11 protein-coding genes are annotated in these 12,837 nt (G+C 41.6%); 1 reads left to right on the top strand and 10 read right to left on the bottom strand.

Annotated elements, in window-relative coordinates; all coding sequences use genetic code 11:
* Positions 1 to 87 precede the first annotated feature (87 nt).
* Complete coding sequence (locus P8O16_RS20160) at positions 88 to 726, bottom strand: alpha/beta hydrolase (RefSeq protein WP_300318084.1); 639 nt, start codon at positions 724 to 726, stop codon at positions 88 to 90.
* Between the two features lies 1 nt (position 727).
* Entirely contained in the window at positions 728 to 1,210 is a 483-nt protein-coding gene (locus P8O16_RS20155) for a cytidine deaminase (protein ID WP_300318081.1), read from the bottom strand.
* Between the two features lie 120 nt (positions 1,211 to 1,330).
* On the opposite strand from P8O16_RS20155, the gene P8O16_RS20150 reads away from it, so the two are divergent.
* The gene (locus P8O16_RS20150; RefSeq protein ID WP_300318078.1) at positions 1,331 to 2,656 is read left to right on the top strand and encodes a saccharopine dehydrogenase C-terminal domain-containing protein; all 1,326 of its coding nucleotides are present in this window, start codon (positions 1,331 to 1,333) and stop codon (positions 2,654 to 2,656) included.
* 110 nt (positions 2,657 to 2,766) lie between these two features.
* On the opposite strand, the gene P8O16_RS20145 is transcribed toward P8O16_RS20150, so the two are convergent.
* The 8 genes from P8O16_RS20145 to hemH form a co-directional block, all read right to left on the bottom strand.
* Positions 2,767 to 3,819: a DUF4249 domain-containing protein gene (locus tag P8O16_RS20145; RefSeq protein WP_300318075.1), complete on the bottom strand. Its 1,053-nt coding sequence runs from the start codon at positions 3,817 to 3,819 to the stop codon at positions 2,767 to 2,769.
* Positions 3,820 to 3,833: 14 nt separating this feature from the next.
* On the bottom strand, positions 3,834 to 4,895 hold the full coding sequence (locus tag P8O16_RS20140; RefSeq protein ID WP_300318072.1) for a DUF4249 domain-containing protein: 1,062 nt from the start codon (positions 4,893 to 4,895) through the stop codon (positions 3,834 to 3,836).
* A 4-nt stretch (positions 4,896 to 4,899) separates the two neighbouring features.
* On the bottom strand, positions 4,900 to 7,296 hold the full coding sequence (locus P8O16_RS20135; RefSeq protein WP_300318070.1) for a TonB-dependent receptor: 2,397 nt from the start codon (positions 7,294 to 7,296) through the stop codon (positions 4,900 to 4,902).
* Between the two features lie 10 nt (positions 7,297 to 7,306).
* Positions 7,307 to 8,767, bottom strand: coding sequence for an IPT/TIG domain-containing protein (locus tag P8O16_RS20130; protein WP_300318068.1), 1,461 nt, complete (start codon positions 8,765 to 8,767; stop codon positions 7,307 to 7,309).
* A gap of 111 nt (positions 8,768 to 8,878) precedes the next feature.
* Positions 8,879 to 9,586: a methyltransferase gene (locus P8O16_RS20125; RefSeq protein WP_300318065.1), complete on the bottom strand. Its 708-nt coding sequence runs from the start codon at positions 9,584 to 9,586 to the stop codon at positions 8,879 to 8,881.
* Positions 9,586 to 10,188, bottom strand: coding sequence for a DUF2179 domain-containing protein (locus tag P8O16_RS20120; RefSeq protein WP_300318062.1), 603 nt, complete (start codon positions 10,186 to 10,188; stop codon positions 9,586 to 9,588). The genes P8O16_RS20125 and P8O16_RS20120 overlap by 1 nt, the downstream gene beginning before the upstream one ends.
* A 65-nt stretch (positions 10,189 to 10,253) precedes the next feature.
* Positions 10,254 to 11,420: an MFS transporter gene (locus P8O16_RS20115; protein ID WP_300318060.1), complete on the bottom strand. Its 1,167-nt coding sequence runs from the start codon at positions 11,418 to 11,420 to the stop codon at positions 10,254 to 10,256.
* A gap of 136 nt (positions 11,421 to 11,556) precedes the next feature.
* Positions 11,557 to 12,585 (bottom strand): ferrochelatase, encoded by a 1,029-nt coding sequence (gene hemH, locus P8O16_RS20110; protein ID WP_300318058.1) that lies wholly within the window; start codon positions 12,583 to 12,585, stop codon positions 11,557 to 11,559.
* Between the last annotated feature and the right edge of the window lie 252 nt (positions 12,586 to 12,837).

The following is a 12,837-nucleotide window of genomic DNA, read 5'->3' as shown; positions in this document are numbered from 1 at the left end:
GGTTTTCGGAAAAATAATCAAATTAATTACTAGCGTAGTGTTTTTTAAAATGCAATTGATGAGCCAATATAGGAGTAAATAGTGATTCTAATCAATAATTTTCTTAAGCAATTCTTGATCGAGCTCATGTCCTCCCGAAAAAAAATGCCTGTGGACTACTTTTCCTAAATCCCGAATCAGTTCTTCTTGTATTTCAATGCTTTCCGGGCTAATCAATTCATCTTTTTCACCTAGAGCTAAATTGATTTCAGTGTTCAGAAATTTTACTCTTGCATCCTCTAAAATCAGGTCAGTGGCAAAGCCTCCAGCCCACAAGACTAGACGGTCAATATTTCCCTCCCAGTTACTTGCCCATCGCGTGGCTGTAGCTGCTCCTTGAGAGAATCCCAAGACGTTTATTTTTGGTAATGTCTTAAATTTAGAAAGCAGGTCTTGAAGAAGGGAATCAAGAAAACGATGATTATTTGCAATTGCTCTTTCCCTTTCATGCCGCGTCATCCAATTAGCTCCAACTCTACCCGAAAAACCATTTAGATATTGGTAATTAGTCCCTTCGGGAGCTATAAATAAGCGGTCTGGAGAATCAAAGGCTTGAAACTTTCTGATGAAAAACTCTGCTAATTGCCCATATCCATGGAGGACAACCCAAATCTCTTTTTCCTGGAAATTGGGTTCGTGAGAGACAGCATATTGTGCCTCATATTCAAAACGAATTTGCTTTTTCAAATTAACTTGTAAGATCGTCTATCTTCAAAGGAAGCAAATTTTTAACTCCTTCGACACGGTAAACCGATTGATCAGGTCTCAAAATAAGTATTGTCATTGGTTTTCCAAATCGCTGCTCCACCTCATTGATTCCCTGAAGACACATGCCACAGGGGCTAACTGTTGCCCAATTTTGGTCTCCTTTTCGCCTTGCCACAATGGCTATAATTTGTGGAAACTGGTCCGGAAAATTCGCCCCTGCATATCCCAAGACTAGTCGCTCCGCACAAACTCCCACAGGGTAGCTTACATTTTCTTGATTGCTGGATTGTAGAATCTCCCCATTTTCCAAAAGAACTGCTGCCCCAACCTGAAAATTGGAATAAGGGGAGTAGGAATTTTCACTTACTTTTTGAGCAGCTTTTAAAAGAGATAATTCTACTTTACTCACATTGGAAGGATCTACCAACTCGATTTCTCCCTGAAGTATAATTTTTTGAGTCATTTATTGATTTTGTTAAAACCCTGAAAACGTCCAAAATACCAATTTGTTCTTTGATTTGATTAAGCAGAATTTTTTCGCTCAAAATATATTGGTCAATTTAGGGAGAGAAATCGCTAACCCATGCACACTATATTAATTCTAGGCGGAGGAAAATCTGCCACTTTTTTGATCGACTATCTTGCAGACTCTTGCTCTAAAAAAGACCGCAAGCTGATTTTAGCAGATTTGGATCCTAGCCTTGCATCCAAAAAGCTAAGAAACCGACCAAACACCGAAGCAAAAGAATTAAACATCGAAGATGAGAAGCTTAGAAAAGAACTGATCCAAAATTCAGATGTAGTCATTTCCATGCTACCGGCTTTCATGCATCCTATCGTTGCAAAAGACTGTGTTGAATTGAATAAGCATTTCTTTTCGGCATCCTACGAATCAGAGGAAATGCGAAAGCTGAAAACCGAAATCGAGTCAAGAGGACTGTTTTTTCTTAACGAATGTGGCCTAGACCCAGGGATTGATCATATGTCTGCTATGCAGATCATTGATCAGGCCAAGAAAAAAGGAGAAGAGATTATTTCTTTTAAGTCCTATTGTGGAGGGCTTTTGGCACCTGAAAGCGAGGATAATCCTTGGAAATACAAATTCACCTGGAATCCTCGAAATGTTGTGCTCGCAGGACAAGGCACCTCCCGCTACATTGAAAAAGGCGACTTGAAATTTGTACCCTATCATCAACTTTTCAAGCGACTGGAAACGGTCAAATTTGATGGCTTGGGTGAATTCGATGGGTACCCAAACAGGGATTCATTAAGCTACCGTTCAGTGTATGGCTTAGAAAAAATACCTACAATGCTTCGAGGCACCCTTCGTAGCAAAGGATTCTGCAATGCTTGGGATGTATTTGTCCAACTCGGAATGACTGATGATTCTTTCCAAATGGAATTGCCTGAAGGAACTACGCTACGCCAGTTTATGAATTCATTTTTGCCCTATGATCCAGAACTTTCAGTCGAGGAAAAACTTGGAGATATCATTACGGAAATGGATTTCCCGATTTTTGAAAAGTTACAGTGGTTAGGATTCTTCGAAGAAAAGCAACTGCCAATCACCACTGGATCGCCTGCTCAAATACTTCAAGCAATCTTGGAGAAAGATTGGGCACTTTCGCCGGAAGACAAAGATATGATCGTCATGCAACACCTCTTTGAGATCAAGACTGATGATAGCATTCAAAAGATATCCTCAAGTCTGGTTTGCTATGGTGAAGATGCTACTTATACTGCCATGGCAAAAACCGTTGGATTACCACTCGCTATCGCGGTGGACCTGTTTTTGGATCAAAAAATAAATTTAACGGGACTTCATGTGCCGGTTCTACCTGAAATCTACAATCCTATTTTAGGCAAGTTAGCCTTAGAAGGAATTCGATTTGAGGAAAAGTATCAATAGGCAGGAGGCAGTTTTCAGTTACCAGTTACCAGTTTTCAGAAAGCTGCATAGGGTCTAACTAGTTCGAATTAAAATCTAGAATCTTGGCTCTAATCTATTGGTTATTTATGCTACTCATTCGGCCTCCAATCAAATGGAGGAAGCAAGGTGGCGCCTGGAACTGCCCTGCAATCATCAGGGATGATGGCAATGTTTTGGACAAAATCAAGCTCACTATTTTTGATATACACTCGTTCCTTACTTTCCCCAGCAGCTATAAAAAAGCCCAAAACAATCTCTTCGGGGTCATCTAAGCTGATCATATTTCCCCTAATATTTGCCGGAGGAGGATCAAAAACAGATCCGCTAATTTCAGATTGTTGTTTGACTAATCGCAAAAACCGATAAGCTTCCTGGCTGACATTTAATTGACGTAAATCGATTCGATAAGTATTCACAAATCGTCTTCCATTATCAGGAATAAACCCAGCAATCAACCTGGTAGATAAACCGTTAAAGTTATCATCCGAACTGATAAAGTAGGATTGATTTCCTACAGTCTCTGTCTGAAAACAAGTGAAACAACAAGCTTTTGGTGCGGGACTTCGATCTGGAGGAGGAGTGGTATAGAGGTCTGGTCTAGTTTCCAGTACATAGGTAGCTTCTGAGTTTCTGAAATAATAGAAGTTATTCTGGTCTGCAGGATCATCGATTTCCACAATCAATTGCACGCCAGATGCATCATTTGCCTCCCCTTCAACAGGGATTCGCTGAGATTGATAGCCCAAACTTTTGATGGGAGGTGCTGCTTCTACTTTTTCAGGAAATGAGGTATATACTTTTCCATCGACCAATTGAATCTGCAAGGAATATGATCTTCCAACCACTGCTGCAAAAGTAGCTGGAGTCTCGTAATAACCTCTGTCCTCCTCATTTTCTTCCAAAAAAGTAACCTCTCCCAGATCATCTCTGACTATCACAGTTGCGCCAGTAACGGGACGAATCAATCCCTGAAAAACACTCCCGTAGGTATCTCCTCTGGTAAGTCTCACACGATGTACTCCTACTTCACTGGTGATTGTACCGTCTATGGTCAGGAATTGCTGTCCTTGTTCGATCTCAGTCTCATAAGGATCAATACAAGCCACTAGGAAGAAGAAAAATAAGTTGAGGTATCTTTTCAATATTTTATGATTAATCAGGGATTCCAGTCAATTGGGGGATTGATATTAGCTCCTTCGATCAGTCTGCAATCATCGGGAACAATAGCTACATTTTGTCTGAAATCCATTTCAGATCCTTTAATATAGATTCGCTTGTTGCTTTCTCCTGCGGCAATGAAATAACCCAAAACAACTTCCTCTGGATTATCCAGGCTAATTAAATTCCCACGGATATTCGCTGGAGGCGGGTCAAATACCGAACCGCTGATCTCAGTTTGTTGCTTAACCAGTCTCAAAAACCGATAAGCCTCTTGAGAAATACTCATCTGCTTGAGGTCGATTCGATAGGTGTCTATAAATCTCAATCCATCATCTTCCACAAAACCCACTGGAAGCTTTGTTGTCAGCCCATTAAAAGCGTCATCCTGAGCCAGAAATATGCTTTCATTGCCTACCAGTTCACTTCGGAAGCAAGTATCACAGCAATCTTTTGGTTGAGGGTCCCTACTTGGATTGGTATCAGAAGGTCTAGGAGTAAATAGATCCGGTCTGGTTTTTAAAACATAAACTGAAGGCGAATTTCTCCAGAAGTAGAAGTTATTCTGATCTGCAGGATCATCGATTTCTGCGATCAATTGTACTCCTGAACGAGGGATTGGCTCCCCTTCCACCGGAATCTGAAGTACCTGATAGCCCAGTGACTTCACTTCTGGAACAGATTTTACTCGCTCTGGGAAAGAGGTATATACCCTACCATCGTTCAGCTGAATCTGCAAGGTATAGGATCTGCCTATTATGGCTGAAAAAGATTCTGGGGAATTATAACTTCCTCGGTCATCTGCACTTTCAGCAAAGAAAGTTACTACTCCTGTTTCATCTCTGACGATGACGGTAGCACCGGTGACCGGTCTAACGAGTCCCTCAAACACGGATCCATAAGTATCACTTCTGGAAAGCTTGATCGTATGTGGTCCAGCCCCTGAAGTCACCATCCCCTCAACAGTCAAAAGCTGAACACCATCAACAGTATCTGTGGTGAAGGGGTCAATACAAGAAAACCCTATCAACACTAAAAGTATGTAGCTAAACCTTTTCATCCCTTTAAAACTTAATCGCATAGCTAATACTAGGTAATGGCACTCCAAGAATAGCCAAACGCAAGGCTTGAGGAGGTGCACCAAATTCATCTACAAAGAATAAGGAGAATGGATTTTTCCTTCCATAAACATTCAGGATTGAAAAGGTCCAATCCCCGTCATAAAACCATCCGCTACCCTTAAGCTTGAAATTCACAGCCAGATCCAGTCGGTGAAAATCCGGTAGCCGCTGTTCATTTCTACGATCGAAATAGGCCAAGGAATTTCCGGAGTAATCAAACTTTGCCTCAGGATAAGTAACCGGTCTACCGGTACTGTAACCAAAAGTCGCTGAGATCGAAGTATTGGTACTTACTTTGTAATTACCAATCAAAGTCAGGTCATGTGGTTTGTCAAAATTGGATGCAAACCATTCCCCATTATTGATGTTCTCTTCTTCGTAAGGAGTCAATACTCTTCTCAAACTTCTAGAATAGGTATAAGAAATCCACCCAGTCAATCTACCCAAGTTCTTCTTCACATAAACTTCTACTCCATAGGCTTGACCTTGTGCTGGCACAAGTTCCGTCTCGATATGATTCTGGAGAATCAAATTCGCACCATCTTTATATTCAACTACGTTTTGAATATCCTTGTAATACACCTCCACTGAAGTTTCGAAGATATTCCCTTTGAAATTTTGGTAATATCCCAAGGAAATCTGATCTACAATCTGGGGCTCCAAAAATTCATCAGCAAGCTTCCAGATGTCGGTCGGTGCAATCGTCGCAGTATTAGAAATCAAATGAATAAACTGATACATCTTATTGTATCCGACTTTTACCGAGCTGTTTTTTGAGAAGGAATACCTCATCGATCCTCTCGGGCCTAAGCCATCGAAACTGGTGATTTTTTCACCATCGCCGTACGTCGTCTCCCCAATCGCGGATCCATCGGATATGGGCTGATTCTCTGCATACTGACGGACCGTTCTTGCTCCAAGATATTGATAGGTATCATAGCGAATACCATAGGACATTCCGAATTTTTCTCCCAGTTCGAATTCATGCTGAAAGTGAAAACCTGATTCTCGTCCATATTCATCCTGAACTTTCTTTGGTAAAATATCCTGCTCAGGGCCAGTGGGGATTAATTCACCCGGCTGCAGAGTCAATTGCTTTGTATCGGCTCCGACAGTAATTCGATTGCCTTCTTTGATCAAATAGCTAGCATAGGCTTTGAACCCAAAGTCTTTAATTCCCGAATTCAAATCAAAATCATTGATGCCAGACCGATTGAAAATACTATAGTCGTACTGGGTATAATAACCAAGTATATCGAAACTCAACTTATCATTCACTTGGCTTTTCCAATTCAGGGAATGGCTATTATTTTTCCAAGAGATAGTTGTGTCTGATGCGAATGCAAAGTCATCGTAGCTGGTGTAATAGCTGTAAGTGAATTCATTTTTCTCATTGATAGGAGCAGAAATGACTAAGTTTCCATCATAGAAATTAGCCTGGCTATTTCTTAGATCCGGATTGGACAAAGCTCCTAAAAACCAATTGATATACGATCCTCTAAATCCTCCACGGATGGATACCTTGTCTTTTACAAGTGGTCCGTTGAATCCAACTTTTCCTGAATAATTACTAAGCATCAGATCACCACCCCATTTAGCAACACTTCCTGCTTTTGGAGCAATATCCAAAATTGAAGATCCTCTTCCTCCGTATCTGGATGGAATAACAGATTTGTATAGGGTTACATCATTGACCAAATCCGCATTGAAAGAGGTAAACAAACCAAATAAATGCGAAGGATTATAAATCGGAGCTCCGGCAAATTGAATCAAGTTTTGGTCAGCACCTCCACCACGCACATTGAGTCCGGCGGAGGCCTCTCCCACCTGACTGACTCCCGGCAAAGTAGCCATAGAGCGGATGATGTCTACCTCACCCAAAAATGGAGGCAGCTCCTTAATCGAGTTCATGCTAAGCGTAATTGCCCCCATATCAGTGGAACGGATATTTTTCTCTGGATCTCTACCAAAAATCACCACATCATCCAGTTGGAAATCCTCTTGAATCATCCGAATGGAGATCCTTCCATCTCCAACTGCAGTGATTGGATAGTTGATCGTCTCGTAACCCACATATCTAAAAATCAGATTATACTCTGCACGGTCTAATGTCAGTTCAAAGGCTCCGTTAGTATCAGTAATCCTATTAACATCCAATTCGGGCACAGTAACCGTAGCTCCTACCAAGGCATCTCCGGTGATTTCATCGATGATTCGACCGGAAATTTTAATTCCTTTTAACTGACCTATATCTCTACCGACAACCTCACGCTTCACTGTAGTTTGAGCCAGGGTAAGATGCGAAATCAGAAGAAATAAAATGAGTAAACTTCTTTTCATAGGTGGATGATTAAATGCCATTTGGATCAAATCTGTAAAGCTCAAGCGGGAAATCCCCAACTAAATTGATGTCCTGCTGACGTGTAAAGTAGATGAACCCACCCTGTACAAAACTTGCAGCTGTGATATTTTGGAAGGAACCCGGGATAGGATTCTTGGATACCCAGTTTGGCGTTTCTAAGTTGAATTCCCAAATCGAATTGTCTCGCTTAAAACCTCCGATGTAAGCTCTGTTTCCAATCACTTGAGCGAAGCCATAACCTAAACCAAAAGATCCGGGAAAGGTGCTGATTGAATCCCAACTGCCAGAAACAGGATCAAAGCGGTATAAGATCTTGTCAGACCCTAAGACATAAAATTTGTTTTGGTAAACAAAATAAGGATTGATATCCCCAAACTCCTGTGGGCTATCTGCTAAAGTAGTCCAAGTATCGTTGGTAGGATTGTACTTATGAAGCGCAAAAGTATTCCCTTCTTTTCCTCCCAAAACATACAGCTCGTTGGAAATTTCAAAAGCTATGGATTCCCGGCTTGGAAAAGGGAGATCTTTCAATCTCACGTAGCCTTCGGAGGTAATTCGCCAAAAGGAATTATTCATGATAAAAGGTTCTCGACCCAACTCTGCTATTCCTCCTCCTATGTAATTCGCTGTAGCAAAACCATATGATCGGGAAGAACCTGGGAAGTTTACTTCTGACCACTGATTTGTTGCTGGCTCATATCGGAAGATTTTCTCATAAAAGCGAATAAGTCTATCCGAACCCAAGCCTAAATAAAATTGATTTCCTGATTGGAAATGAATATTATCCACCAATCTCACCTGATCAGGTAAGGAAGCTAAGGCAAGATAGCTACCTGTCTGGTATTCAAAGTTGATCGGAAAAGTCAGAACTTGATCTTGAGATTCCACACGGATTGCAACACTTGAACTTCCGCTGGGTTGGGGGATTCTGACCCGAAGTCTTGATTCAAATAAATTCTCAAGTACTTGGCCTTCAACCTCTCCAAAAAACACCTTAGTATCTGAGGTAAAATTTTTCCCTAGAATAAATATTTCCTGGTTTGGAGTACCAAAAGAGGGCGAATAACTTTCGATTCCCGCCGCCAAAGTCTGAAGCTCGATGGTATTTCCAAACTCAATTCCATTTCCAATATCCATAAAGGCTTTTGCATAATAGACTTTCTGAGCCTGCAATACAGTGGTCTCACCGATAAATCGACCCGCTCCGTCTTTCTTTCCTAGGGAGATGATTACTGGTGAACTGAAATTAGGATCTTGACTAAGGTAAAACCCGTGATCTGTGGCAGTTACTGATTGATTGGTGATCAATCGGCCTAAAATACGAACTTGCTCACCGCTGGTGTAAAGTACTTCTTCAGTCACCAAAACTGTCGTTTCGGTCTCATCCTCGGTACAGCCCCAACCTATGACAAGCAGCAATAAAATGCTTAACCTGAGGTATTTTCTCATGTGGAATAATAATTGGAATTTCAAAAATAATTAAATCCACTCCCCTTCCTACAACTTATTTTTTACTTCTTGAAAAAATCAAGTTTAATGCTTCAATAAGTACTGTTTTTATTAAAAATTCAGCAAAAACCCAGTAACTACGCTACTATAACTTTCATGTGCTTCGCCAGATTCACTTTTTATTAAAATTTCCTTTTGAGTTGAAAGGGTATTCTCGAATGAAAATCCCACTATTTCTCGCTGTACTTTTTTGCCGGGACTATCTCTGACTTGATTAACCTCGTAGGGAAAAAGGCTCTTCTTTTCTGCCAATTGTAAAAAATCCTGCATCTGCCTTGGCGGTAGAATCACCCAAAAGGAGCCTCGCTGATCCAGAAGTTCTTCTACTTTTCCCAACAACTCCTCAAAGGAAAGTTGATCTGTGTGCAAGGCCTGATTTCGTTTCTGATCGGTTGATTTCAAGTGATCCGGAAAATACGGAGGGTTGCTAACAATCAGATCGAATTTCAAAGGAGTTTCAAAACCTTGAATTGGCATTTGCAAAATCCTAACTCTTTCCGAAAAAACACTTGCTTCCGCATTCCTTTTGGCCTGCTCGGCTGCATCTTGGTCTAGTTCGATTCCAAGAATTTTGGCATTCGGATAGCGCTGTGCAAGCATTAGTGCAATCACTCCAGTGCCTGTCCCGATATCTAAAATCTGCGCTGGGTCATCTTTTTTCGCTAAAGCCCCAAGGAGAACTGCATCCGTGCTGATCTTCATCGCCGTTCGATCCTGGTTGATTCGGAATTTTTGAAATTGAAACCAGCTGTTTCCCATTAGGTACGTGCTTTACTGAAAAAGCTAAGATTGAATCTTGGCTTATCATCCATCACATTGAGCTCGTCCTCGGAAACTCTTTTTACACTTTCAATTGTATAAAATGCCTTCTCATCCAGGCTTTTTACTTTTTGAATAAATTCTGTGAGCGCCTCCCGTTTCATGACAGTAAAAGTAAGCTGTACTTTTCCATAGCGTCCTTCTGCACCCACATTAGTAAATCGGAAATCCTTTTCCTTCATATATTCCATCAGCTCAGGTAAGGGATTTGGAGTGATCACCCGAACTAATACTCGCCCTAATGCAAGTTTTTCCTCAAAATACATTCCCACATAATTCCCTGTACCAAAACCAGCTGCATAAGCAATGTAAGACATGGGGTTATTGATATTCTGGAAAATCTGTCCAATCGCCAATAACCAAATCATAGATTCAAAGAATCCCAAAAATGGGACGATGGACTTTTTCCCATTCATCATAAACATGATTCGAAGAGTATTGATTGAGACATCGCCTACCCTTGCACAAAAAATCAAAAGGGGCATGATCAGATAATTGAATAATTGTTCGGAAATCCCCAGAGTTTGAAGAAAGTCTTGCATAATGGATAGAAGCTAATGAAGGACAAAATTACGACCGATTCCCGCAAAGTCGAATGAAACTTTTCCTAGATCTTCAAATCCCTTCCTGCCGACATCCCAAAATAGATAAACTGCACCGTGAAAAAGAGCATAAAAAAAATCAGAAAATTCCAGTTATTAAACAAATCGAGGGAAATCCCGAACAACATTGGGCCCAAAGCGGCTAAATAATAGCCTGAAGATTGGACCATAGCTGAGAGTTTGGCAGTGGTAGAATCTTCTGCTGTCCGCAAGGAAATCAAAGTATATCCAATGCTAAGGCTGGCCCCCATGCCGACCCCAATCAAGACCAAACAGACATAAGTGACCCATTCCTGATGAATAAACAGGCCTAAAAATCCAACAACATACATGATTCCTACAATCAAGGTGAAGGTGGACTGCTGTTGCTGTCTAATCAAAATAGCCGGCGCAAAATAAGATCCCAATAAACCGAATAACTGCATCACCGATGAGACTACTCCTGCCTCCACGGGGCTCCACCCTCTTGAAATCAGCATATCTGGAAGCCAGGCCGTCAACGTAAAGTACATGACCGATTGGCAGCCCATAAACAAGGTTACATGCCAGGCTAACTTTGATTTCCAGACATTTTTTGCAATTTTTTGATCATCGTTCAGATTTGCCTTTGGACGCTGAATCTGTGGAATCCAGATGATCAGCGCGATCAGAATAAAGACTGACCAAAACGCCAAAGATCCTCTCCAACCAAAATCAAGATCCACTGCCAAAGGAACTGATACTCCTGCTGCGATGGCTGCAAACAAGGACATCATCGTCGCCAATAGTGCGGTCATCAAGCCCAACTTCTCCGGCAACCTGAATTTGATCAATGGAATCAAGAGAACATTGGCGATCACGATCCCGATACCCGTCAATGCTGTCCCAAGTAAAAGCAATTCAATTCCTCCCAAAACCCGCAGAATCACGCCAATCGCCAGAATAATCATCCCCAAGAAAACTGCTCTTCCCATTCCGAGCTTCTTTCCGATCGCTGGCGCAAAAAGAGAAAAAGTGGCAAAAGTCAATAAAGGAAGCGTGGTGAGAAATCCTGCCAATCCATTTGAAAGGCCCAAGTCCTCTCTTATAAAAGGAATCAAGGGACCCACCGAAGAAATGGACGTTCGAAGGTTAATCGAAACAAGAAGAATCCCTGCAATTAGAAATCCTTTATTGGTGGTCGGGCTGTTCAAAGTTGAAGATTAAGAGAAAAGAGATTGGAGATTAAGGGATTTAGCAGAATCAAGAGCCAAGAGCCTAGAATTTAATTAAAACTAGTTCATCTCTAAGCTGATTACTGAAAACTGCTAACTGCCCATCGGAAACTGCTTACTTTCTACTTTCCACCAAGTCCTTCACACATTCAACCCAAGTGTCAGATGAGTTTAAGCTTGGTACCAAGTCCCAATGCTCGCCACCCAACTCCTCGAATTGTTCTTTGTATTCTTCGCCAACTTCCACGGTAGTCTCTAGACAATCTGCAACAAAAGCAGGTGAGAAGACCAGTACTTTCTTAATACCTTTTTCAGCCAATTCTTTAATAATATCCTCCGTGTAAGGCTTGATCCAAGGATCTTTCCCCAAACGACTTTGGAAGCAAGTCATGACCTTTTCCTCAGGTAATCCAAGCTTCGCCGCCACTAGCCTAGTGGTATGAAAGCACTGGGCTCGGTAGCAAAATTGATTTTTAGGACCGTATTTATTGCAGCAGCCTCCAAGCTGACAATATCCTTCCACTGAGCCTTTTCGAATCTGGCGCTCAGGAAGCCCATGATAAGAGAATAGAAACATATCGTAATCCTGCTTCGCCATCATCTCCTGACCAAGTTCGGTCCAAGCCTGAAGGAATAGTGGATGCTCTACATAATTACTGATAAAGGTAATCTCAGGAATGATCTGCCAACCTCTCGCAATCTCCATTACTCTGTCGATTACTGATCCATTGGTAGCGGAGGCATACTGAGGGAAAAGCGGAAGTACAATAATCTTCTTCACTTTGGCTTTCATCAGTTCTTCCAATCCTGATTCGATACTTGGAGATTGATAGCGCATGGCCATACTTACTAAGTACTCCTCGGGATCAAGCTTTTCGACCAATTTATCTTTCAGGTCTTGGGTGTGAAAAAGTAAAGGAGAGCCACGATCTGTCCAAAGTTTACGGTATTCGCCGGCTGATTTGGGAGCCCGAAAGGGTGCAATAATCAGATTGACGAGCATCCATCTTGGAATAAATGGAAAGTCGATGACACGGCCATCCATCAGGAATTCGCGAAGGTACTTTCGTACGTCGCCTGTCGCAGTACTATCTGGGGTGCCGAGGTTAACCAGCAGGACGCCAGTTTTTCCGGTTTTTGACATTTTATTGGGTGTTAATATCGATTCGATCAAGAGAACCCAAAATTAAGGCAGAAAGTTGGAATGCCTAGTGATTTACCTGAAGGATGTCGGGTGACCGATGCCGGATGTTAGGTGTCAGAAGTATGATTTCGAATTTTGTCATTCCCTGATATAGGTTGACCGTTTTAAAGCTACTTGAAAAATGCTAAAAACGGGAAAAAGGATCAATCCATACCGGAAGTATTCTGAAGAATTCAAGCGTAAATTGGTAGA

Origin of the sequence: Algoriphagus sp., from assembly GCF_029254265.1 — a bacterium.
In the GTDB taxonomy this organism is placed as follows: Bacteria; Bacteroidota; Bacteroidia; order Cytophagales; family Cyclobacteriaceae; genus Algoriphagus.
The sequence above is the reverse complement of the archived record's forward strand: the minus strand, read 5'-3'. Positions and strand labels throughout refer to the sequence as shown.